This is a genomic window from Bifidobacterium pullorum subsp. gallinarum (assembly GCF_000741215.1).
GTDB classification, from domain to species: Bacteria; Actinomycetota; Actinomycetes; order Actinomycetales; family Bifidobacteriaceae; genus Bifidobacterium; species Bifidobacterium pullorum_B.
The window spans coordinates 161,178-184,541 of the sequence record NZ_JGYX01000005.1; the positions used below are offsets into that span (position 1 = coordinate 161,178).

The 23,364-nt window shown below is 67.9% G+C and carries 13 protein-coding genes, 1 tRNA gene and 1 pseudogene; 3 read left to right on the plus strand and 12 right to left on the minus strand.

The window, feature by feature from the left end:
• Positions 1 to 199 precede the first annotated feature (199 nt).
• The 9 genes and pseudogenes from rpsO to BIGA_RS06490 form a co-directional block, all read right to left on the minus strand.
• Positions 200 to 469 (minus strand): 30S ribosomal protein S15, encoded by a 270-nt coding sequence (gene rpsO / locus BIGA_RS06455; RefSeq protein WP_033505335.1) that lies wholly within the window; start codon positions 467 to 469, stop codon positions 200 to 202.
• A 112-nt stretch (positions 470 to 581) separates the two neighbouring features.
• Positions 582 to 1,292 carry a hypothetical protein gene (locus BIGA_RS06460; protein WP_033505337.1) on the minus strand — a complete coding sequence of 237 codons (711 nt, stop codon included), beginning with the start codon at positions 1,290 to 1,292 and terminating at the stop codon, positions 582 to 584.
• A 119-nt stretch (positions 1,293 to 1,411) separates the two neighbouring features.
• Positions 1,412 to 1,485 (minus strand) — tRNA-Gly (locus BIGA_RS06465).
• A 40-nt stretch (positions 1,486 to 1,525) separates the two neighbouring features.
• Complete coding sequence (locus tag BIGA_RS06470; RefSeq protein ID WP_081883215.1) at positions 1,526 to 1,996, minus strand: holo-ACP synthase; 471 nt, start codon at positions 1,994 to 1,996, stop codon at positions 1,526 to 1,528.
• 35 nt (positions 1,997 to 2,031) lie between these two features.
• On the minus strand, positions 2,032 to 3,843 hold the full coding sequence (locus tag BIGA_RS06475) for an alpha-amylase family protein (protein ID WP_033505338.1): 1,812 nt from the start codon (positions 3,841 to 3,843) through the stop codon (positions 2,032 to 2,034).
• A 196-nt stretch (positions 3,844 to 4,039) separates the two neighbouring features.
• Entirely contained in the window at positions 4,040 to 7,843 is a 3,804-nt protein-coding gene (locus BIGA_RS10150; RefSeq protein WP_394295746.1) for a beta-ketoacyl synthase N-terminal-like domain-containing protein, read from the minus strand.
• A 203-nt stretch (positions 7,844 to 8,046) separates the two neighbouring features.
• Positions 8,047 to 13,420 (minus strand): annotated as a pseudogene (locus tag BIGA_RS10155) (fatty acid synthase subunit beta domain-containing protein); the annotation flags it as partial.
• Between the two features lie 47 nt (positions 13,421 to 13,467).
• On the minus strand, positions 13,468 to 15,075 hold the full coding sequence (locus tag BIGA_RS06485; RefSeq protein WP_033505342.1) for an acyl-CoA carboxylase subunit beta: 1,608 nt from the start codon (positions 15,073 to 15,075) through the stop codon (positions 13,468 to 13,470).
• On the minus strand, positions 15,072 to 16,931 hold the full coding sequence (locus BIGA_RS06490) for an acetyl/propionyl/methylcrotonyl-CoA carboxylase subunit alpha (RefSeq protein WP_033505344.1): 1,860 nt from the start codon (positions 16,929 to 16,931) through the stop codon (positions 15,072 to 15,074). The genes BIGA_RS06485 and BIGA_RS06490 overlap by 4 nt, the downstream gene beginning before the upstream one ends.
• Positions 16,932 to 17,206: 275 nt before the next feature.
• On the opposite strand from BIGA_RS06490, the gene BIGA_RS06495 reads away from it, so the two are divergent.
• Positions 17,207 to 17,767: a biotin transporter BioY gene (locus BIGA_RS06495; RefSeq protein WP_033505346.1), complete on the plus strand. Its 561-nt coding sequence runs from the start codon at positions 17,207 to 17,209 to the stop codon at positions 17,765 to 17,767.
• A gap of 12 nt (positions 17,768 to 17,779) precedes the next feature.
• Here the strand turns inward: BIGA_RS06495 and BIGA_RS06500 are convergent, their stop codons facing one another.
• Positions 17,780 to 18,907, minus strand: a complete 1,128-nt coding sequence (locus tag BIGA_RS06500) for a biotin--[acetyl-CoA-carboxylase] ligase (protein WP_034259820.1) — start codon at positions 18,905 to 18,907, stop codon at positions 17,780 to 17,782.
• 200 nt (positions 18,908 to 19,107) lie between these two features.
• Between BIGA_RS06500 and BIGA_RS06505 the strand changes: the two genes are divergently transcribed.
• Positions 19,108 to 21,168, plus strand: a complete 2,061-nt coding sequence (locus BIGA_RS06505; protein ID WP_394295747.1) for a DUF6020 family protein — start codon at positions 19,108 to 19,110, stop codon at positions 21,166 to 21,168.
• A gap of 68 nt (positions 21,169 to 21,236) precedes the next feature.
• Complete coding sequence (locus tag BIGA_RS06510; protein ID WP_033505510.1) at positions 21,237 to 22,013, plus strand: PucR family transcriptional regulator; 777 nt, start codon at positions 21,237 to 21,239, stop codon at positions 22,011 to 22,013.
• Between the two features lie 105 nt (positions 22,014 to 22,118).
• On the opposite strand, the gene rplA is transcribed toward BIGA_RS06510, so the two are convergent.
• Together rplA and rplK are read right to left on the minus strand one after the other, a co-directional pair.
• Positions 22,119 to 22,811 (minus strand): 50S ribosomal protein L1, encoded by a 693-nt coding sequence (gene rplA, locus BIGA_RS06515; protein ID WP_033505348.1) that lies wholly within the window; start codon positions 22,809 to 22,811, stop codon positions 22,119 to 22,121.
• A gap of 14 nt (positions 22,812 to 22,825) precedes the next feature.
• Complete coding sequence (rplK, locus tag BIGA_RS06520; protein ID WP_033505350.1) at positions 22,826 to 23,257, minus strand: 50S ribosomal protein L11; 432 nt, start codon at positions 23,255 to 23,257, stop codon at positions 22,826 to 22,828.
• Positions 23,258 to 23,364: the final 107 nt, after the last annotated feature.

Genomic DNA, 23,364 nt, shown 5'->3' on the forward strand with positions numbered 1-23,364 from the left:
TTTGTGTTCTAATTCCTACTTGCTTCTTGGTTCTTGCCTTCACATGTGCATGCCGTGCGCGGCATACCTGGCCGCGCGTTCCTCGTGTCAGATTTCCTCATCATCCATGCCCGTTCCGGGCCTCAGTTGCCGTTCATCCCTCGTCAGAAAGCCGACATGCAAAACGCCCGAGCACACGTGCCCGGGCGGAAGAATTCAATTATCGGCGCAGACCCAGCCGCTCGATCAGCGAGCGGTAACGGTTGATGTCCACACGCTTCAGGTAATCGAGCAGACGGCGACGGTCGCCGACCATCAGCAGCAGACCACGACGGGAGTGGTGATCATGCTTGTGCTGCTTCAGGTGCTCGGTCAGGTCGGCGATGCGCTTGCTCAGCAGCGCGACCTGGACCTCCGGGGAGCCCGTGTCACCCTCGTGCGTCGCGTACTCGGTGATGATCTGCTGCTTCTGTTCAGCCGTAAGTGCCACGGCATCCTCCTTATATATCCCGTTGCGCGGTGCCTGCGACCCGATGTCGCGGCGCTCTCAATCCGCGGGCGAAACACGCCAAATGACCAGTATACAGGAGGGCGCGACCAACTCACACCGCCGTCAGCAGACCGCCGAACAGCACCACCAGCAGCGCGATCGCCTCGATCGCGAAGAACAGGATGAACGAAGCCCAGCTGCGCGTCAGCACATTCAACGGCGAATCCTTGCGAATCATCACCAGCAGCCCCACGAACAGCACGGCGTACACGGCCACCGCCACGCCGGCCGCAATGATGCCCAGGTTCGCGGCGTTCGGCACGGCCGCGTCATCGCCATACACCACATAGGTGGCATACCAGAAGTCGAACCGCAACAGGCACAACCCCGCAATGAACTGTTCGGCCACCAGCCCCAGGAAGAAGATGATCCGCCCGAGCCAGTTATGCGACTCCACGATGATCATGCCCAATCCGGCCAACGCCAGCACCGTGACCGCCCAGGACACCAGCGCCACGCCACGCGGCTCGAAGGCGCTCAGATGGCTGACCAGCCACGCGGTATGCTCGACCGCTATCATGCGCCCCAGCCAGTACGGGGCGATGATGGCGGCCAGCACGGCAATGATGTAGCACGCCCAACGCACCGGATGGGACCGGCTGCGCTCGATGTCCGCGAAGGACAGGTCGGTGGTGGGGATGGACGCGACGGGATGCTTGGACACGCCGTTGGCCGCCGGGTCGACGGGCTGACCGACGTCGCCGCGGGCAGGCTCCTCCACGGCACGCTCCGAACTCTCCCGCATGCTGACATCCTCGCTCATATCCCACCCTTGCCGGTTCGATGGTATGCAGTCACTGCGTCCCACCATACCGCGACGTGTCGGCAGAGCCGGGGCGGTTCAATGCGAAAGGCCGCGGATGCAATCCGCGGCCTTTCGGGTGGAGCGGACGACGGGAATCGAACCCGCGTAATCAGTTTGGAAGACTGAGGCTCTACCATTGAGCTACGTCCGCGTGCCGCCTCTTTCGAGACAACGTGAGCCATTATACATGACTATGCGTCTTTGGCAAGTATGACGACGGCTGCGGCGATCGGCCCGTCGTGGCTCAGGGAGACGTGCCACGCCACATCGCGCTCCCCCAACGAGGCGACCAGCCGTTCATGCACATCAGGCGCGAGAACGATGCGCGGGCAGCCCAACGCATCATTGAGGATCTCGATGCGGGACCACGGGTAGTCGTCCAGCGTATACGGCGCCGAACGACCACCCAGCGCATCGCACCAGGCCTTGAGCACCGCTTCCTTCCCCGCCCAGCGGGCCGCGTAGTGCACGGCCTCGCCGTCATTCTTCGTCTGCGCACGCATGGCGCACTGCCGTCGCTCGCGCGCGGAGAACAACAGTCTCATCCGGGAGCCGGGCTCGGCCAACTGTGCGGCGAACGCGTCCACGTCCACCACGTCGTATCCCAGCCCCGCCACTGCGGCATGCGAGGGCAAGGCATCGGCGATCCGTTCAGTATCCATACCGCCACGCTACCGCATGCCGTCCATCTGCCGCATCAGCAGTGGATGATCCTGGCCTCGTACGGCTTGAGGGTTTCGCTGCCGGGCAGGGCCACGCCCTCGATGCTGTCAAGGTAGGCGGTCTGGTCGGCCTGCGAGAAGTTGAACAGGCCCAGCAGCACCGCGTCGCCTGCCTTACGCACGATGGCCAGCACCGACTGGTTGTGCGTGTCCCAGGTCGTCACCCACGCGTCCGGCGCGAAGCACGGGTCGTCGCGCATCTGGCGCAGTTCGGCCATGCCCTCCCACAGGCGGTTCTGCAGCGTCCCCGGCTCGTTGCGCTTCGCGGCGGCGCGCCAGTTGAACTTGCTGCGGTGCAGGTTGCGGCTGTCCTCCACGCGGTCCGGGTCATCCTTGTAATCCCAGCCGTTGAGCTGGGCGATCTCGTCGCCGCAGTTGAGCATCGGGAAGCCGCGGAGGAAGGCCATGGCCTTGTGCATGAGCAGGTCGCGGTCGATGCCGCGCTCCAGCGAGGGCTTGTCATGCGTGTACAGCGCCTTCTCGATGCCGCACAGGCTGGCGGTGGTGCCGCAGCTGCGGGCGTCGCCGCTGGCCGCGTCGTAGTTGTACAGCTCGCCCATCGACCAGCTGCCGGGGACCGAACCCTCGTAGAAGTGGTACAGGAACTCCTTGTGGCGGAACGGGTCGATGCCGAGCCTCCACTCCTGCGGCTCGTCCAGGCCCCAGCCGATGTCGTCGTGGCAGCGCAGGTAGTTGACGAACCAGCAGTTCTCGGGCAAAGCGTCCAGCGCGTCGATCTGCGCCTTGAGCAGACGGGTGTCGCCGTTGGCGAGCGCGCTCCACAGGTTGACCATCGTGGAGACGTTGTACAGCATGTGGCATTCGGGTTGCTCCGGGGTGCCGAAATAGGCGGCGAGCTCCTTGGGGGCCATCACCACCTCGCCTTTGAGGACCACGGCCGGGCAGACGCATTCGAGGGCGATGCGCAGCATGCGGACGATGGTGTGCACCTGCGGCAGGTTGCGGCTGGTGGTGCCGAGCTGCTTCCAGATGTACGGCACGGCGTCGATGCGCAGCACCTCGACGCCGAGGTTCGCCAGGTTCAGCGCGCTGGAGAGCATCGCGACGAGGACCTTCGGGTTGCGGTAGTTGAGGTCCCACTGGAACGGGTAGAAGGAGGTCAGCACCCACTTGTGCATCTCCTCGCACCAGGTGAAATTGCCGGGCGCGGTGTTCGGGAAGACCTGCGGCACGATCGCGTCGTACTGGTCGGGGATCGTGCGGTCGTCGTAGCAGTAGTAGTAGTCCTGGTACTCCGGGTCGCCGGCCTTCGCCTTCATGGCCCACTCGTGGGTGGAGGCGGTGTGGTTCATCACGAAGTCGAGGCACAGGCTGATGCCCGCGGCGCGCAGCTTCTTGGTCAGGTTCGCCAGATCGTGGTTGGTGCCCAGCGTCGGGTCCACGGTGTTGAAGTCCTCGACCGCGTAGCCGCCGTCGTTCTGCGGGTGCGGCATCTTGAGCAGCGGCATCAGGTGCAGGTAGGTCAGATGCTGCTCCTCCAGGTAGGGGATGCGGTTGGCGAGCTTGCGCAGGCTGCCGGCGAACAGGTCGGTGTACATGGTCATGCCGAACATCGTGCCGCGCTTGTACCAGTCGGGGTCGGCCTCGCGCTGCTTGTCGAGCTTCTTCAGGTCGTCGGGGCGGGCCTCGTAGGCGGCGGCCATGGCCTGTTCAAGGTCCTCGAGCGCGGCACGGTCGTCGTACAGGCTCATGAACAGCTGGTCCAATTCGTCATGATGCCGGGCCAGACGGTTGCCGAACGTATTGTCGATTGCGGCGGAAACCATTATGAAACTCCTTCGTCCATCGGGGTGTATCGCCAGGCATCACAATATCAAACCGGTTCGACGCACAGTGCCGCGCTACGCCCCGCACCAGGCCTCCCCGAAGACGACGATGTCCCCGCCATCGTGAAGGTGGCGGGGACATCGTCATGCGGTCACGGTCCGGTCGGGTGCGCCGACGGACCGTTCAGCGGTCCGGTCAGACCTCGTAGTAGCCGGACTCGCCCAGTCGGGCGTCGGGATCGAGCAGCATGGCCTTCTCGACCTCGTGCGCGTCGTAGCCGCGGCCGGTCTCGTGGAAGCGACGGTTGTCGATCGGCTCGTAGAGCGCCTCATGACCCATCATGCCCTCCTCGAGGCGGCGCTGGCCGGCGGCCAGACGCTCGTTGGCGCGGCGACGCCACTCCTCCAGCGCCTCGATGCCGGCCGTATGGGCGACGGCGGCCTCGAAGGCACCCGGGTTGACGATCGCGCCGAAGCCGGAGACGTGACCGAAGCCCAGCGAGGTCACCAGGCCGGCCTTGACCTTGCCGACATGCAGCGGCTTGGTCAGCCACACCATGTGGTCGTCGCGTTCCAGCTTCGGGTCCACGCAGTCGAGCGCCGCGTTCGCCGGGATCACGCCGGACTTGAACAGCTGCGTCAGGCCGTTGACCTGGAAGATGCAGGCGCCGCCCTTCGCGTGGCCGGTCACGGTCTTCTGGCTGATGACGAACAGCGGGTTGCCGTCCGCACGGCCGATGGCGTGGGCCAGCGTGTTGTGCAGCTCGGACTCGTTCGGGTCGTTCGCGTTGGTGGAGGTGTCGTGCTTGGAGACCACGGCGATGTCGTCCGCGGTCACGCCGAGCGCGGCCAGGTCCTTGGCCAGCTTGGAGTCGCGCCCGCCGAGGCCCGCGGCCAGGGCGCCGAGGCCCGGGGCCGGGATGGAGGTGTGCGCGCCGTCGGCGAAGGAGTGGATGTAGCCCACCACGCCGGCGACCGGCAGACCGAGCTTCAGGGCGATGTCGCCGCGGGTCAGCAGGATCGTGCCGCCGCCCTGGGACTCGAGGAAGCCGCCACGACGGCGATCGTTGGCGCGCGAGAAGAAGCGCGCGTCGATGCCCTTGGCGTACATCTCCTGCGAGTTCGCGGTGGCGTTCATGTTGCCGAAGCCGATCACGGATTCCACGCCGATGTCGTCGATCGCGCCGGTGACCACGAAGTCGGCCTTGCCCAGGGCGATCTTGTCGAAGCCCTCCTCCAGCGACACCGCGGCGGTGGCGCAGGCGGAGACCGGCTGGATCATGTTGCCGTAGCCGCCGATGTAGGACTGCATCACATGCGCGGCGACCACGTTCGGCAGCGCCTCCTGCAGGATGTCGGTCGGGATCTCGTGGTTGAGGAACCGGTCGAGGTACAGCTTGCGCATCGACTGCATGCCGCCGAAGCCGGTGCCCTGCGTGCTCGCCACCTTGGAGGGGTGCACGGCCTGCAGGATCTCGGCCGGGGTGAAGCCGGCGTTCAGGTAGGCGTCCACGGTGGTGACGATGTTCCACTGCGCGATCGGGTCGACCGCGCCGACCATCGAGGCCGGGATGCCCCACTTGAGCGGGTCGAAGCCCTTCGGGAACTGGCCGCCGACGGTGCGGGTCATCGTGGCGCGGCGCGGCACGCGGATCATCGATCCGGCGTGACGGGTCACGATCCACTCGCCGGACTCCTCGTCGGCGCGCACCGAGGTGTGGGCCTCGTCGAGCTTGACGTACTCCTCGGCGATGTCGCGGGTCGGCACCGAGAACTCGACGTCGTGGTCGAGGAACACCTCGGCCTCCTCCTCGTCGGCGCCGTCCTTGTAGTCGTTGCCCATGCCCTCGTCGAACGGACGGATGCCGGAGCGGGCCACGACCTCGTCGTGGTAGCGCTCGGCGATGTCCTCCTCGGGCACCAGGTTGCCGTCCGCGTCGTACCAGCCCGGCTTCGGGGAATCCTGCCAGGTCAGCAGGCCCATGTTCCAGGCCAGCTCGAGCACGGCGCCGGCGGACAGGTCCACGGTGCCGTCCGAATGGATGCCCAGCTCGGCCTCGAAGCGGGTGCGGCCGGAGCCCCACGGGCCCAGCTCGCCGATCGAGACGATGACGATCTCGTCCTCCGGGCGGGCGGTCACGCCCTGCCAATCGTCCAGGTCGACCTCGGCCTGACGCGGCACATGCGGCGTCGGCAGGGCCTTGATCGTGGCGACCGGTTCGGCCGGCTCGTCCGCCGGCGTCTCGGCCTCGGCCTTGGCTGCGGCGTCGGCCATCGCCTCGGCGCGCAGCGCCTTGATGTCGATCGGCTCGGAGCCCAGGCCGCCGGTCAGGTCCACGTCGAGCGGGGCCTGGACGGCCTGCTCGCGGGCGGACTTGTCGGCCAGCTCAAGCAGCTTGACCGCGATCTCGGCGGTGGAGTAGGTCTTCAGGCCATGGCGCTCGACGACCTCGACCAGCGGGTCGTTGCCGCCCATCAGGCCGGTGCCGCGCACCCAGCCGATCTTCGGGTGAGCGAAGGTCACATGGCTGGACCACACCTTCTCGGCACGGGCGCGGTTGACGATGGCGTCAAAGGCGCTCTTGACCTCGCCGTACGCGCCGTCGCCGCCGAAGATGCCGCGGTTCGGCGAGCCCGGCAGGATGACGTGCAGCTTGTGCGCCACGTCGGTATCCGCGCCGATGGCGGACAGGCCGGCGATCGCGCGCTCCACGCCCCACAGCATCAGGCGGGCCTGGGACTCGAACAGTTCGCCCGAATCGGCCAGCGATCCGTGGACCGGCGGGGCCGCGAACGGGAAGAACAGGTCGGGCTGGTAGGCAGGCTTGAGGATGGTGGTGGTGGCGCCGGTGGTCTTCTTCTGGACGTTGCCGATCCATTCCACCAGGGCGTCCACATCACGGTAGCTGGACAGGTTGGCGGGCACGAGCCACAGCTTGGCCTCGCCCGTGGCGTGCTCGCGGTAGGTCTGCTTGGCCCACGCCTTGACGGAGGCGCGGAAGCTGTGCGAGGTGGCGATGACGGTTGCACCGCCGGCGAGCAGGCCGTTGACCACCTGCGCGGCGATCGAGTTCGGGGCCACGCCGGTCACCACGGCCACATCGCCCGCAAAGCGGGACGCGGCGGCGTCATCGGCCACGGATTCCATGGCTTCCTGCGCGATCCGCTCGTACGCGGACGCGTCCTTGCCGGCTTCCTTGGCCTTGGCGGCGAACCAGGCGGCCTCGTCGGCGATGGTCTTGCCCAGGCCCTTGAAGCTGGAGTCGAGCACGGAGTCGTCGCCGTTGTAGAACGCGCGGGCCAGGTCCTCACGGGCGGAGGCCCAGCGGTCGTCGAACAGGATGGCCTTGTTCGCGTCGAAGCGCGGCTCGACCTGCTTGGGCCAGTCGGAGCCGAGCTCGGCCTCGACGGCGGCCACGACCGCGGCGTTGTCGTCGGATTCGTCGACGGCTGCGGGTGCGTTCAGGCCCAGCTGGTTCAGCACGAAGCGGGCGGTGGAGGCGAGCACGCCGTCGGCACCGGTGACCTGGGCGGCGTAGGCGTCCAGCGCGGCCGAGTCGACCACGCCGCCGCCGGCCGCGCCGCCCGCGGACGGCATGGCCACGGAGACGCCGTGGTTGGCGGCGACCTTCTGCACGGCCGCGTCGATCATGGCGTTGGCGGCGGACGCGTTGGACGCGGGCTCGCTGCCGATGCCGGCCAGATCGCCGCCGCGGGCGGAGGCGCCCTCGCGGGTCTCCAGCACCAGCGTGGCCACCACGTTGGAGGCCCAGCCGGCGCCGAGCTGCCAGGTGTCGGTCACGCGCTTCTCGATGCCGGCCACCTTCAGGCCGGCCGCGCCGAACATGCCGCGCACGCGGTCGCGCACGATGTCGGAGAGCACCGGGCCGAAGGCCTTGTAGTTCGGGGCCACCTTGTCCACCAGGGCGCTCAGCGCGGAGATCGAGGCCTCGGCGGCACCGTCCACGCTCGCGACACCCAGCTCGGAGCTGATGTCCATGAGCAGCTGGTTGCGGCGCGAGGAGACGCCGTTGGTCAGCGTGTCGGTGGTGTCGTTGTCGCCGATCTGATCGGGGCGGACCTTGGCCGAGTAGGCCAGCAGGGTCGCGATTGCGTCGGAGGCCTTGAACGGGATGTCCGCCACGGCGGCACCGGACGGCGCGCCGGCGGGGGCCGCAGGAGCGGACTCGACCGGGGCCGGGGCCGCGGCTGCCGGGGCCGCCGGCGCGGCCGCGGGGGCGGCCGGAGCGGACTCGACCGCGGTCTCCTCCGGCTCCTCCTCGACGACCAGCGAATCGGAGTCGGCCATCGTGACGCGGGCCTCGTCGCGGCCCACGTTGTACACGGTCACGTCGCGGCCGGAGAACTCGGGCAGCTTCAGGGTCTTGGCGGCCATGTTCGCCAGCGTCGGCGAGTTGCCGAGGCCGACCTCCACGAGCTGCTCCACGCCCAGGCCGCCGATGCCGCGGGCGCCGAACATCAGGTTCTGCGTCTCGATCCAGCGCACCGGGGAGGCGAACTGCCACGAGAGCAGTTCGGTGAGCAGCAGGCGGCCGAGCTTCTGGTCGTCGGCGGCGTAGGAGTCCCACACGGCCGGGTCGTCCAGCGCGGCCTTGATGCGCTCGGAGGGCACGACCTCAAGGATCTTGGCGGCGAATTCCTTGGTCATCTCGAACGGGCAGGCCACCAGGTTCGGGATGTAGCGGCCGACTAGGCGGCTGTAGTCGATGTACTGCGGCAGCAGCGCGTCGAGCTTGTCGCGGAAGTCCGGCACGCCGTTGCGCAGCATGCGCGAATGGAACGGTACGTCGATGCCGGGCAGCACCATGAACGGCTTGCGTCCGCCGTACTCGGCGGCACGGCGCGCGGCGTCGGCGCCCAGGGCCTTCAGGCCCGCCACCGTGCCGGCGACCACGTACTGCGAACCGGAGAGGTTGTAGTTGACGATCTGCAGGAACTCGCCGGTCTGCTCGGAGATGGACTGCACGTACTCGTTCACGCCGTCGTCGCCGATGCCGAACTGGTTGGAGCGCAGCGCGCCCATGCGGTAGTTCGTGCGGCCGTTCTCATCGCGGTCGACCAGGCTGTCCATGGCGGAACCGCGGTGGAACACGAGCACGAGCACCGTCTCCAGCGGAATGATGCCGGCGAACGAGCTCAGCGCGTTGTACTCGCCCAGCGAGTGGCCGGCGAAGTAGGCGGGCCAGATGTCGCTGCCGGATTCGCGCAGGCGCGCGGTCTGCACGAACGCCACGGTGGCGAGCGCCACCTGGGTGAACTGGGTCAGGTTGAGCAGGCCATCCGGATGGTAGTAGCGCACGCCGTTGGCCACGAGCTCCTTCGGGTTATCGCGCACGACGGCGATGATCGAGAAGCCGAGCTGCTCGCGGGTGATCCGGTCGGCACGCTCCCAGACCTCACGCGCGGCCGGGGACTTGGCGCGGGCGTCGAGTTCCATGCCCTGCTGCTGGATTCCCTGGCCGGGGTACACGAACGCGGCCTTCGGGGCGCGAGTGACCGCGGTGCCGCGCGAGACGATCGCGCCGTCGATGCGGCAGGTCACCTCCAGCAGCATGCCGCCGTGGCGGACCTTGCCGACGCGCTCGACGGAGATCTCCACCTCGTCGTCCAGCTGCACCATGCCGTACATGTTGTAGGTCCAGCCGGCGATCTCATAGTGGGCGCCCTTGTCGTCGGTGGCCTGGGCCACGTGCTGGGCGGTGGCGGACAGCCACATGCCGTGCACGAGCGGGGCGCTCAGTCCGGAGATGGCGGCGCCGCGGTGCGAGGTATGGATCGGGTTGAAGTCGCCCGAGGTGCGCGCGAACGCGGTCATCTCGTGCGGGGCGGTGACCTTGACGCGGCGCAGCAGGCGACGCGGGGTCGAATCGGTGAGCGACTCGTTCGCGTCCATGCCGTCGAGGGCGAACATCGTCTCCTTGGCGGCGAGCTCGCCGCGGTGGAAGTTCAGGTAGTCGCCGTAGTCGGGGGCCTCGGCGGGCAGCGCGTCGGAATAGGCGCGGCCGCGGATCGCGAAGCGCTCGGTCTCGTGGGCGAGCACGGTGCCGTCGGCGGCGGCGTGGTCCACATGGATGGTCACCACGCGGCCGGAGGCGGACTCGAAGTAGTCCTCGGCCCAGCTGGTCATGCTGATGGTCTCGCCGGTATGGGCGAGCAGCTCCTCCTCGGTGACCTCGAGCTCGATGAGGTGGTCGAGGTGCACGGCGTTGAGCAGGCCTTCGATGACCGGGAAGCCGTTGACGTACACGGAGCCGAGCGCCGCGTAGATGGCGGGCCAGGCCGGGCCGACCAGCGCGTCGGGAGCGATGCGCGAGGCCTTGAGGTTCTGCGGCAGGGTGCCGGCGGTGGCGGCCTCGTGGTCGAATCCGAGGTTGGCGGACAGGGTGTAGGTGGCGTGCGCCTCGCCGAACGGACGGGCGGCCTTGTCGGCGCTCTTCTCGATGACCGGCATGGCGGTCAGCTCGTCGCCGGTGATGGCGGTGTTGCCGATGCCGGCGGTGGCGGCGAGCATCGCGTAGACGTGCTCGGGCAGGCGGTCGCGGTCCACGACCGGGAACAGGCCGGACTCGGCGCCGTTGACGACCAGCGGGATGACGATGTCGCGCACGGCGTGCTTGGACAGGCCGCCGTCCGGATCGTTGTCCCAGTAGGTGTCCAGATGGATGTCCAGATCGAACAGCTCGCCGTCCTCGCCGGTGCCGACGTGGCGGATCTCGTAGTTCGCGTCGCCGTTGGCAGTGCCGTAGGCGGGGTTGGCCATCAGGTGGCCGACCCAGGAGATGTTCGGGCAGCTGCGGATGAACGCCTCGGCGTCCGCGCAGGCGCCCAGCTCGGCGAAGGCCTCGGTGGTCTCGCCGTTGTTGGCCTCCTTGACGCGCTCCACGGCGGCGTGCTCGAAGCGGCCGAGGATGTCGGCGATCGGCTCGTCCATCGTGGTGATGCCGGCCACGGAGATCGGGCCGGGGATGATGCGCACGGAATCGGCGGAGTAGCGGGCGTCCTCGGACTGCCACAGCTGATCCTGGCCCCACCAGCGCAGCAGGTCGTTGTCGATGACCGGCACGAACGGCATCGGCTTGGGGAACTCGCGCACCAGGGTCGGGAACCAGGCCACGTCGGCGGCGGTCACCTTCAGCTCGGCGGCCTGCGGATAGGCGGCGCGCAGCTTGGCGATGGCGGCCTGCGGGTCGGATTCCACGGCGGCGCGGTCGGCGAACAGCGAATCCAGCTCGCCGGACTCCTGCGAGCAGACGCGGGCCTCGATGCGCTGCAGCAAGTGCAGGAAGCGCTCGGCGTAGGTCCAGTCGGCCCACGGGAACGACAGCTCGGCGAAGCGCTCGGCCCACTCGAGGTAGGTCATATCCTTGAGGTCGCCGAAGTACGGCTTGGCGGTGGTGTTCAGGGCCTCGATGATCTCGCCGCGGCGGGCGTCCAGCTCCTCCGGGTGCTTCATGACGCGCACCAGCAGGCGGCCGCAGCGGGCGGAGGAGTTCTCCAGCTCGTAGATGTCGGCATGCAGATGGCTCAGACCGGAGGTCACGCCGCCGACGGCCTTGCCGGACGGCACCCACTTCTCGCCGCGCGGCGCGAACGGGTCCGGGTCCGGGGTGAAGTCGGTGATGCCCGGGGTCTCGACCAGCATCTTCTTGACCTGCGGGCTGGTATGGGCCTCCTTGGCGGTCATGGCCGCCGTGCCGACCAGCACGCCGTCCACCGGCATGTCGGGCATGTCGTAGGCGCGCGCCCACTGGCCGGAGATGTAGTCCGCGGCGCGTTCCGGGGTGCCGATGCCGCCGCCGGCCACCAGCACCAGGTTCTGGCAGGCGCGCACGTCGGCGTAGGTGTTGAGCAGCAGGTCGTCCAGCGACTCCCAGGAGTGGTGGCCGCCGGCCACGCCGCCCTCGACCTCCACGATAATCGTGGTCGGGGCCACGGCCTTGGCGATGCGCACCACCTGACGGATCTGGTCCACGGTGCCCGGCTTGAAGGCCACGTACGGGATGCCGTCGGCGTTCAGCGAGGCGACCAGCGCCTTGGCCTCATCGAGCTCGGGGATTCCGGCGGAGACGACGACGCCGTCGATCGGGGTGCCCGAAGCGCGCTTCTTCGGCACGATGCGCTGGGAGCCGAACTGCAGGTTCCACAGGTAACGGTCCATGAACATGGCGTTGAATTCAACGGTGCGGCCCTCTTCGAGCTGTTCCTCAAGCTTGGCCACGTTGCGGTCGAACACGTCGGCGGTCACCTGGCCGCCGCCGCCGATCTCCGCCCAGTAGCCGGCGTTCGCGGCCGCGGCCACGATCTCCGGGTCCACGGTGGTCGGCGTCATGCCGGCAAGCAGCACCGGCGCCTTGCCGGTCAACTCGCTGAACTTGGTACGAATCTTGTCTCCGGCGGGCGTGTGGATGACGCTCGGGGCGAAATCCTTCCAGTTCTGGGTGCGCTCCGGGTCGCCGTCCAGCGTGGCCAGCGCGGCGCGTTCGGTGCCGGTGGTGGCCTCCACGATGCCGACGCCGGTGCCCTGCACGTTGGCGGAGATCAGCTTGCCGGCGGTCGCGCCGGGGCCCATATCCACCACCCACAGCTTGGTCGGGTCGGTGGCGTCGATCAAGTCGTGGACGCGGGCGGCCCAGTCCACATGGTTGACCAGCACCTCGTCGGCGAGCGCGCGGGCACGGTCGCCGTCCAGGCCGCAGGCCTGCGCCCAGGCCACGGTCTGCTCGACCGCGTCGGCCATCAGCGGGGAGTGGAACGGCAGGGTGACCTCAAGGTATTCGAGCACCGGGTTGAACACCGAGCCGCCGCGGACCTTCTCCTCGCGCAGCTTGGCCTGGTGCTTGTGCTCCTTCTCGGCTTCGGTGACGAACGACGCCAGATCCTCCGGGTAGCCGGAGAGCACCTGGTTGTCGGCGGCGTTGGTGACGGCGATGGAGATCGGGCCTCGCGGCATGGCGACGCGCTCGATCAGCGCCTCGACCTGCTTGACGGTGGCACCCTTGACCGACAGCATCGGGGTGGCCTCGCCGACCTTGGCGTTCAGCGCGATGAGCTTGGTCTGGCGGGCGCCGGCCACGCCGATGAGCTGGGCGATGGCCAGGATCTCGTCGATCTGCTCGGCGGCGGCCTCAATCGAACCGGCGGCCATGGCGGCCTGCACCATGTGCACGGCGAGCACGCCCTGGGAGTGGCCGAGCACAGCGGCGGGCTTGGCGGCGGCCGGGTCATAGCCCAGGCCGGCCATGTCCAGCAGCGCGCCCAGCTGCGCCAGCGCGATGCCGGGCACGGAGGCCGCGGCGTCGGCGGCGGGGCCGAGCTTGGCCGGATTCGCGTCGAAGCCGAACAGGTCCACCGGGCGGCCGTTGGCGGCCAGCAGGTCGGCGCTCACCGGGGTGAGCAGCCGGTTGGCGGCGGCCATATGCTCCTTGAGCGACGTCTCCAGCATCGGGTCGGTGGTCTGGTCGGCCAAGGCAACAGTCCACGGCGTGGACTGCCCGCCGAAGGCGAGCGCGTGGGGCTCGGCCGCCAGACGGTTGAGGAAGAACATGGTATCGGTCATTGCTGTTCCTTTTCTTCTGTTTGGTTCAAGTCTGTTCGGGTCGTCGGTCACAGCGGCTGGTTGCCGTGGTGCTTGGTGGTGCGGCGGACACGCTTCTTGCCGGCCAGCAGGCGCAGCGATTCGGCGATGGCCTCGCGGGTCTGTTCGGGGTCGATCATGGCGTCGATCTCGCCCATCTCCAGAGACAGGTTCGCGTTGACGGTGGTGGCCTCGTAGTCGTCGGCGAGCTTGGTGCGCAGCGCCTCGACGTCCTTGCCCATCTCCTTGGCCTTCTGCAGCTCCTTGCGATGGATGATGTTGACGGCGCCCTTCGCGCCGAGCACCGCGATCTGGCTGGACGGCCACGCGAAGTTCATGTCCGCGCCGATGGACTTGGAGCCCATGACGATGTACGCGCCGCCGAAGGCCTTGCGCAGGATGACGGTGACCATCGGCACCTGGGCGTTGGCGTAGGCGTAGATGACCTTGGCGCCGCGGCGGATGATGCCCGCGTGCTCCTGTTCGGCGCCCGGCTTGTAGCCCGGGGTGTCCACCAGGGTGATCACCGGCAGGTTGAACGCGTCGCACAGGCGCACGAAGCGGGCCACCTTCTCGGAGGCGTCCACGTCGAGCACGCCGGCGTTCACGTTCGGCTGGTTGGCCACGATGCCGACCGGATGACCCTCCACGCAGGCCAGGCCGACGACCGCCGAGGGTGCGAACAGCTCCTGCACCTGCACGAACTCGCCGTAGTCCACGATGCAGCGGATCACGTCGAGCACGTCGTAGGGCTGGCGGTCGTTCTCCGGCACGATCGTGCCGAGGCGCTCGGCCACGGCGCGATCGCCGCGGGTGGCCGCGTAGGCGAAGGTCGGCGGGTTGTCGTCCGAGCTGGACGGCAGGTAGGCCAGCACGGTGCGCGCGTAGTCGATGGCGTCGGCCTCGTCCTCGCCCAGGTAGTGGGCCACGCCGGAGGTGGCGTTGTGCACCAGGCCGCCGCCGAGGTCGTCCATGCTGATCGTCTCGCCGGTGGCGGCCTTGACCACATCCGGTCCGGTGACGAACATGCTGGAGTTCTCACGGGTCATGATGATCAGGTCGGTCAGGGCCGGGCAGTAGACGGCGCCGCCGGCGCAGGGGCCGAGGATGATCGAGATCTGCGGGATGAAGCCGCTGGCCTCGCAGGTCTTGCGGAAGATGCGGCCGTACTGGGTGAGCGCGGCCACCCCTTCCTGGATGCGGGCGCCGCCCGAGTCGATCAGGGCCACGACCGGCACCTTGAGTTCCAGGGCCATGTCCATCAGATGGCAGATCTTCGCGCCTTCGGCCGCGCCGAGCGTGCCGCCCTGCACGGAGAAGTCTTGCGCGTACACGCCGACCTTGCGCCCGTAGATCTCGCCGAAGCCGGTGATGACGGCCGAGCCGGCCTTGCCGCCGTTGATGTCGCCGCCGGCGAAGCGGCCGATCTCCTGGAAGGAGCCGGTGTCGAACAGCAGGTCCAGACGCTCGCGGGCGGTGTGCTTGCCCTTGGCGTGCTGACGCGTGCGGGCGTGCTCCTCGGCGTCACGTGCGAGCTCGGCCGCACGCACGATGGCCGCGCGGATCGGCTGCTTGTCGGAGGATCCGCCGTTCTCCATGGCCTTGACGACGGCGGGGGCTGTCATGATATCGGTCACTTGGCTTCACCCTCCTCCTGCTCGGGCTTGGACGCGCCGTTGATGTCGAGCGTGACCAGCGTCTCGCCGGCCTCCACGCCGGCGGCCGGTCCCACGAAGATCTTGGTGACGGTGCCCGCCACCGGCGAGTACACGTAGTTCTCCATCTTCATCGATTCGAGCACCACCAGCAGGTCGCCCTTGGAGACCTGCTGGCCCTCCGCCACGTTGATGCGCGTGACGACGGCCTGCATCGGCGAGGCGATGACGCCGGACTGTCCCTCGTCGGCCGCGGCCTTGGCGGCCACGTTGTGCAGGCCCTGGCCGCGCAGCGGCTGGGTCGGCAGTTTGGCGCCGCGGGCACGGGCGGAACCGGTCAGGTTGTCGACGATGTCCTGCGGCACGGTGAGCGTGACGCGGCGGTTGTCGATTTCGATGACGAAGGACTCGGTGGCGGTCTTCGGCGTCTCCGCGGCTCCCGCGCTCAGCGAGGCGGGCTGGCCGGCGCTCAGCGAGCCGGGCTCGCGGTTCAGGTAGGTGCGTTCGAGCCACTTGGTGGAGATGTCGAAGGCGTGGCCGTTCTCGGCGGTGAAATCCGGGTCGTTGAAGATCTGCTCGAACAGGCTGGCCGGGGTGGGCACGCCCTCGATGACCAGCTCGCCCAGCGCGCGGCGCACGCGCGCCACGGCGGCGGCGCGGTCCTGCGCGGTGACGATGAGCTTGCCCATCATCGAATCGAACTTCGGGGAGACGGTATCGCCCTCCTTGACGCCGGAGTCCACGCGGATGCCGGCGCCGGACGGCCAGGCGATGCGGGTCAGCGTGCCCGAGCTCGGGGTCAGATTGGTGGCGGGGTCCTCGCAGGTGATGCGCAGCTCGAAGCTGTGGCCGCGCGGTTCGGGGGCTTGGGTCAGCTCGCCGCCTTCGGCGATGGTGATCTGCTCGCGCACCAGGTCCAGCCCGCACACCTCCTCGCTGACCGTGTGCTCGACCTGCAGACGCGGGTTGACCTCCAGGAAGTACACCTTGTTCTGCGGGGTGACCATGAACTCGCAGGTGCCCAGGCCCACGTAGTCGACCGCCTGGAACAGGTTGCCGGAGTACTGGGTGAGCTGGCGGATCACGGACTCGTCCAGGAACGGCGCCGGCGCCTCCTCGATGAGCTTCTGGTTACGGCGCTGCACCGTGCAGTCGCGCGTGGAGTACACGGTGAAGTTGCCGTGGCTGTCGCGGCCGCACTGGGTTTCGACGTGGCGGGCCTTGTCGATGAAGCGCTCGATGAAGTATTCCTTCAGGTCGCCGCCCTGCAGCGAATCGTGGTTCAGGTAGAAGCCGCGCAGCTCGTCGTCGTTGCGCACGATCGTGATGCCATGGCCGCCACCGCCGTCGGTGCGCTTCATCATGATCGGGAAGCCGTGCGTGTGCGCGAAGTCGAACAGCGCGTGGATGTCGGTGGCCGATTCGGACAGGCCCGGAACCGGCGGCACCTTGGCACGGGTGGCCACGCGGCGGGCGGTAATCTTGTCGCCCAGGTCGGTCAGGGCCTTCGGGGAGGGGCCGATCCAGACCGCGCCGGCCGCGGCGACCTTCTCGGCGAAGGAGGCGACTTCGGAGAGGAACCCGTACCCCGGATGCACGGCATCGGCGCCGGACCGCCGGAGGATCTCCAGCATGAGCTCCTCGTTGAGGTAGGTGTCCTTGTAGGTGTCACCCGAGAGCAGGTACGCCTCGTCGGCCATGCTCACATACTGCGATTCACGGTCCTGTTCGGCGTAGACGGCCACGCTCGCGATACCCATCTCCTTGAGGGTGCGCACCACCCGCAGGGCGATCTCGCCGCGATTGGCGACCAACACTTTTTCGATACGTTTGCCCATAATATCCAAACTTATGCCGGTGCGGCCCCGCGCGGTCAGCCAGGAATCTACAAAACATCGCGTCCGCTTTTGTACGGTTCCACAAACGCCGCCGTAACCTACGGGCGCGTATCCACCGGTACAACGCCGCACCCGCTTTTTTGTGGGCTCCCACAGCGCCCCGCACCGGACACCCGTCCCTACAATGGCGGCATCACAGCCCTTCCCCACCGGTCCGATGGCCATCGGCCGCATGCGCCGCGGAGGGCACGACCCATTATGAAATGGAGGTTCCCATGTCCAACCGCATCGCCGCAATCGCCCGCACCACGGCCGCCCACGCCAAGCCCGTGGCCCTGCCGGTGCTGTTCTCCGTACTGATGTGGGCATCGGCCGCCGCCGGCGCCGTGCCGATTCCGGGCACCCCGGTGCCGATCACGCTGCAGACCTTCGTGGTCATGCTGGCCGGTCTGATGCTCACCCCGGCCCAGGCCGCCGCATCCGTATGCCTGTATCTGGGCGCCGGCGCGGCCGGTCTGCCGGTGTTCGCCGGCGGCATGGCCACCGCCTCCCTGGTCAGCCCGTCCGGCGGCTTCCTGATCGGATTCCTGCCCGGCGTGGTGGTGGCCGCGCTGCTCAAGGGCGCCGCCAAGGGCCGGCTGACCGCGCTGCGCTACTTCGCCGCCTGCCTGGCCGGCTGCGTTGTGGTGGTCTACGCGTTCGGCATCACGATGCAGTCGGTGATGACCGGCGTGCCGTTCGTCGCCGTGGCCCTGGCCTCCGCCGGCTTCATCATCGGCGATCTGGTCAAGGCCGCCGTTGCCGCGCTGGCTGCCGCCGGCATCAGCCGCCTGTAGGACCGCTTCGGTTCAGAGCACGCCGACGTCGCCGGTGGTGACCGTATGGTCGTCACCGGCGACGTCGCGTATCGCCAGCGATGCGTCGGGGTTCAGCCGCAGCGCGGTACCCCGGACCGCGCCGCCGTCGACCAGTCGCGCCTCCACCGGTCGCCCCAACGTCCAGCACAGCGGTTCCATCTCATCACGCAACGCGGCAGCGTATCCCGTCGGATCCACCATGAACGCCCGCAGACGATCACGCAACGCCGCCGTCATACGGCCGGCAATCAGGTCGCGCAGCCGCATCGGATCAGGCAATGGCGCACGATGCAGCTGCAGCGAGGTCGACAGTTCGGTCGGCAGACGGTCGGCGGGAATCGCCAGATTCAGGCCGATACCGATGACCAGTCCGACCATCCGCCTGTCATCGGGAACCGACGGGCATGGTCGCGTCCCAGTCCCGGCAGCCGCATCTGACACGGCGGATGCCGCACCGCCGTGAGGCAGCACCAGTTCCAGCAGGATCCCGCCAAGCTTGTGGTCGTGCAGGAACACGTCGTTCGGCCATTTCAACCTGAGACTGCATACGCCCTGTCCGCCGGCGGCGCTGTGCGTGCCGGCGACGTCCGCGGAACCGTCCTGCGAGCAGTCCGGCGCATCCGGCGACGCGCCCGGCATGTCCGGCGATGCGTGCGTGCACGTCGCCCCCACCTGTGCGCAGACATCGTCGATGGCCTCCACCGCGGCCAGTCCGGCGATCATCTGCAGCCAGCCATTGACACGGGAATCGATCACCAGCGACTGCGGCAGCACCGTGGCGAACGACACCATCGACGACTCCCCCGGCCGGCTCACCCACTGCCGTCCGAGCCTGCCATGGCCGGCGGTCTGACTATCGGCCACAATCACAGCGATGGGCGGCTCGGCGACGGCATCCGCAATCCCGTCGCCAAACACTCCCGCAGCACCGGCACACGCCGTGACGGTCGCGGTCCCGGCAACATCCGGGCCCGCGGCATCAACCGGCTGCCACGCTTCGGACAGCAGCCGGCGAGCCACCGTATTCGTCGAATCCACCTCGTCGAACCACAGCACCCAGTCGGCGGCGCGGCAGGTACGCGGCAGACGCCGCATCGCTTCAGACTCGTTCACATTCATGATTCCACCCTATCGCCACTGCCCTCCGACCCACGCGCGCACGTCGAAGCCGGCAGACGTCGATCTGGTCGGCATCGTCGGCGCTTCGACCCGCGCGGCACGCGTCGAAGCTTTTGCGAGGGTACGGCGGATCCGCACCCGGCAATCATCCGCGCATTGTACAATTGCCATCCATGACCGAGCCTTCCAGTGTGGATATGATGCATGCCGACGACGGCCGACACCTTGTATCCACAGCTGGGAGCGCTCACACTACTCCTTCGGGGGATGCCGCCGCCGGAGCCACCGTCGAAACCGTGGCCATACGCCCCCGCCGCACCCGGCTGACCGGGCTCGCCGCCGGAGCCCGCTGGGGATTGGCGGGATTCGCCTGCCTGTGGATGGCGCTGTGCACAGCCGTGGGGCCGCTGTACTGGGTCGAGGGGTCGATTGCCGACTGGTCATGGGCCAACACCGCCTATTTCCTCATCTCCTTCGCCGCGTATCTGGGCATCGTGATCCTGCTGGTCCGCTGGGCCAGGCGCCGGCGGATCCTGCCGCCGCTGCCCGTCGCCACAAAACGACGGCTCGTGCATCTGGCCCTGACCGCGCCGATGCAAGCCATGGCGCGTGCCGGCGACTGGTGCCGGCGGATGATCCTGCACGGCACCGACCGCTGGTGGAAACTGTTCCTGATCCTGCTCATCGGCTGGCTGTGGGTGCCGACGACGCTGCTGAGCGCGTTCGGCGCCGACGTGCGGTCGCAGGCGCGCGAGTTCAGCTGGGCGTTGAACCAGTGGCTGGGCGTGGACCAGCCGTACATCGGGTTCTTCTCGTTCGTGCCGATGGACATCTATCCGACCGCGCATTACCTGTGGCCGGAGGATCCGACGTATCTGACCGACCAGCACAACATCGTGCTCACCGTATGCTACGGCGCCGCCACGGCCGTCTCCCGGTATCTCACCGGTTCGAACGACGCCGGGTTCGTGGCGCTGTCGGCGATCCAGTTCGTGTTCGCCGCGTTCTGCTGCGCGGCCACCGCCAACCGGTTCTTCAACCTGCCGTTCCTGCGGCCGGCCGACGGCGGTGAACGTATCGACGCACTGCATGAAACGGGGCTGGCGCGACCGGCGGGGGCGCTCCAACGGTTCGTGATCCTCCTGTTCTTCCTGGTCTGCCCGTTGGCGGTGTTCGCCACGATCTCGCTGACCAAGTCGCCGCTGTTCGCGTTCTCGTTCGTCTGGTGGTTCGGCGTGTGGTACGAGCTGCACATGACCCGTGGCGAGCTGATGCCGGACGGCAAGGCGCGTCGGTTGAACACCCGATCCTGGATGGCGTTCGCCGCGGCATCCTGCGTGATGCTGATCTCCGCCAAGTACGCCTGGTACATCATCGTGCTGCAGATCCTGCTGGCGCTGATCGCCGACCGCCGCCGCTGGCATGTCTATGTGACCGCGCTGCTGCTGCCGACCGTGCTGATCCACGGCGGCGTGGTGCTGATGATCCAATCCGGCCTGATCATCAACGGAGATCCGATCGAGAGCCGCGGCATCCAGCTCCAGCAGATCGCGCGCGTGGCCAAGCTCAACCCCGAAGGCATCCCGGATTCCGCCGCGGAGTTGCTGGAGCCGATCTTCAACCTGGACCAGATGGCGGACGCATACCGTCAGGATGACGCCGACCCGGTCAAGTCCTCCGGCATCCAGTCCAAGAAGGTCAGCTATAAGTGGCGCACGGTGACCGAGGAGGATATGGCGCAGTTCAACACCGCGTGGGCCCAGATCGTGGCCGCCAACCCGGTGATCGCGCTCGACGCGTTGCTGGCCAAGTGCTACGGCTATTTCGATGTGACCGCCAGCCCGTACACCTCGATGGACTACTACGTGGACAGCATCTACGTGCAGAACCAGACCGAGTGGATCAAGGACTGGTGCCACGACTGGCGGGCGTCGGTCGCCCAGTTCGCGCGGGATTGGGGTGCCGTGCCGGTGCTCGGATGGCTGACGCACGGCAATCTGTATGTGTCGTTGACGCTGCTGATCGGAGCGGCCGAAGTGGTGCTGCGGCGTTGGCGCACGCTCGCCTGGCATATTCCCCTGGCGTTGCTGATGGGGGTCATGATTACCGCGCCGGCCAACAACTTCGAGCGGCATATGCTGCCCGTGGCGTTCTGCTTCGGATTCCTGTGTCTGACGTTCTGGCGGGAGTCCCTGGCGTCGCGCCACACGGCGGACGGCATGCCGCCGAATTCGCCGAATCCGGATACAGTGGAAGCATGACTCCTTCCGTCTGGCCGTTATCGCAGCATCGCCGTTCGTCCGAACACCGTCAGGGTGCCTCGGACGATATGCTGGCGCTACTGCGGGGCGGGGAGGGCGACACCCTCGACGCGCGTGTGGAATCGGTGGCGTTCGAATGCCTGGCGGATGGCCTGGCCGACGAGCGCGTCATGTCATTGCTGCGCGTGCTGGGTTGGCGAGACGATTTCACCTGCTTCACCGTGGCCGGTACGCCGGCCAAGGGTATCGGCGATTCCTCCCGGCTGATCCGTGAGGCCATCCGAAATCTCGGCGGGAGCAACTGCATCATCGGCGTACGCGGCACCTGGTGCGTGGCCTTGGTGGAGATGCAGAGCGCGGTCACGCCGGAGGTGGCCTGCACCGCCATGGCCGACGCGTTCCACGCGCAGCTGCCGTTGTGCCTGGGGCCGGTGCATCACCGGGTGGAGGGGGCGCAACGCAGCGTGCGCAGCGTGCTGGCGGCGCTGGCGGCGGCCGCCGCGGTGCCCGCGCTGCCGCGGCCGATGAGGGCCGATGACGTGTTGCCCGAGCGGGCGTTGCTGGGCGACGAGGACGCGCGCAACGAGTTGGTGAACGAGGTCTACCGTTCCCTGCGGGGGGACAATGCCGACGACCCCACACTGGCCACGGTCTCGACCTTCCTGAAATCCGGCAATTCATTGGAGACCACGGCCAAGGAGCTGAACGTGCACCCCAACACGGTACGGTACCGGCTCAAGCGGGCCGCCGAAACCACCGGCTGGGACGCCACCGACCCGCGCGAGGGCTACGTACTGCAGACCGCCATCGCGTTGGGCCTGATGAAGGACGCCGCCCAGAGCTGAACGACGGCCGTACGGCTCCCGGACGCCCCGGATATGACAAACCCCCGCGATCCGCCGAAGCGGATGCGGGGGTTCATCGATTCCTCAGCGGGAATGTCCGATGAATCAGACCAGCGACATCGGGTCGACCGGGACACCCGGGGCCATCGTGGAGGTGATCGTCACCTTCGTGACGTAACGGCCCTTGACGGTGGACGGCTTCAGACGCTTGACCTCTTCGGCCACGGCCTTGAAGTTCTCGACCAGGGCGTTCTCATCGAACGAGAGCTTGCCGATCAAGAAGCTCAGGTTGCCGTGACGGTCGACACGGAACTCGATCTTGCCGCCCTTGATGTCGGCGACGGCCTTGGCCACATCCATGGTCACGGTGCCGGTCTTCGGGTTCGGCATCAGGCCACGCGGACCGAGCACACGGCCCAGACGGCCGACCTTGCCCATCATGTCCGGGGTGGCGACCACGGCGTCGAAGTCGAGGAAACCGCCGGCCACCTTCTCGATGAGCTCGTCATCGCCGACGATGTCGGCGCCGGCCTCGGTGGCCTCGGTGGCCTTCGGGCCGCGGGCGAACACCAGGACCTTGGCGGTCTTACCGGTGCCGTGAGGCAGGTTGACGGTGCCGCGGACCAGCTGGTCGGCCTTGCGCGGGTCAACGTTCAGACGCAGCACAGCCTCGACCGTCTGGTCGAACTTGTACGACGGCATGCTCTTGAGCAGAGCGATAGCCTCGGCGCCGGTGTACAGGTTGTTGCGATCGATCTTCTCGGCCGCTTCGCGGTACTTCTTGGAATGCTTAGCCATCTGTCCTTCTCCTCTCAGTCGGTCACCGTGATGCCCATGGAACGGGCGGTACCCTCGATGATCTTCATGCCGGCCTCGACGTCGCGAGCGGACAGATCAGGCATCTTGGTCTCCGCGATCTCGCGGATCTGAGCCTTGGTGACGGAGCCGACCTTGTGGGTCAGCGGGTTCTCGGTGCCCTTCTGGATACCGGCGGCCTGCTTGAGCAGCGCCGCGGCCGGCGGGGTCTTGAGAACGAAGGTGAAGGAGCGATCCTCATAGACGGTGATCTCAACCGGGACGATCTGGCCCATCTTGTCCTGCGTGGCCGCGTTGTAGGCCTTGCAGAAGTCCATGATGTTGACGCCGTGCGAGCCCAGGGCCGGGCCGAGCGGCGGGGCCGGGTTGGCCTTGCCGGCCTGAATCTCGAGCTTGATCAGCGCTGAGACCTTCTTCTTGGGAGCCATAAATGGTTCTTCTTTCTGTGAAGCGGTGCAAACGGCAACGGCCTCATGGCCGCTTCCTCCCGCAACGGGTATTGCTGTGCTGTGCTAGCGGGTCTCCCCTCCAGACA

What these genes read in the sequence shown, in the direction of transcription:
- BIGA_RS10150 (WP_394295746.1), bottom strand. Translation starts at nt 7,843, where the DNA reads ATGGACATCAGCTCCGAGCTGGGTGTCGCGAGCGTGGACGGTGCCGCC.
- BIGA_RS06500 (WP_034259820.1), bottom strand. Translation starts at nt 18,907, where the DNA reads ATGAATGTGAACGAGTCTGAAGCGATGCGGCGTCTGCCGCGTACCTGC.
- BIGA_RS06490 (WP_033505344.1), bottom strand. Translation starts at nt 16,931, where the DNA reads ATGGGCAAACGTATCGAAAAAGTGTTGGTCGCCAATCGCGGCGAGATC.
- BIGA_RS06505 (WP_394295747.1), top strand. Translation starts at nt 19,108, where the DNA reads ATGCATGCCGACGACGGCCGACACCTTGTATCCACAGCTGGGAGCGCT.
- rplA (WP_033505348.1), bottom strand. Translation starts at nt 22,811, where the DNA reads ATGGCTAAGCATTCCAAGAAGTACCGCGAAGCGGCCGAGAAGATCGAT.
- BIGA_RS06460 (WP_033505337.1), bottom strand. Translation starts at nt 1,292, where the DNA reads ATGAGCGAGGATGTCAGCATGCGGGAGAGTTCGGAGCGTGCCGTGGAG.
- BIGA_RS06475 (WP_033505338.1), bottom strand. Translation starts at nt 3,843, where the DNA reads ATGGTTTCCGCCGCAATCGACAATACGTTCGGCAACCGTCTGGCCCGG.
- BIGA_RS06495 (WP_033505346.1), top strand. Translation starts at nt 17,207, where the DNA reads ATGTCCAACCGCATCGCCGCAATCGCCCGCACCACGGCCGCCCACGCC.
- BIGA_RS06470 (WP_081883215.1), bottom strand. Translation starts at nt 1,996, where the DNA reads ATGGATACTGAACGGATCGCCGATGCCTTGCCCTCGCATGCCGCAGTG.
- rplK (WP_033505350.1), bottom strand. Translation starts at nt 23,257, where the DNA reads ATGGCTCCCAAGAAGAAGGTCTCAGCGCTGATCAAGCTCGAGATTCAG.
- BIGA_RS06510 (WP_033505510.1), top strand. Translation starts at nt 21,237, where the DNA reads ATGCTGGCGCTACTGCGGGGCGGGGAGGGCGACACCCTCGACGCGCGT.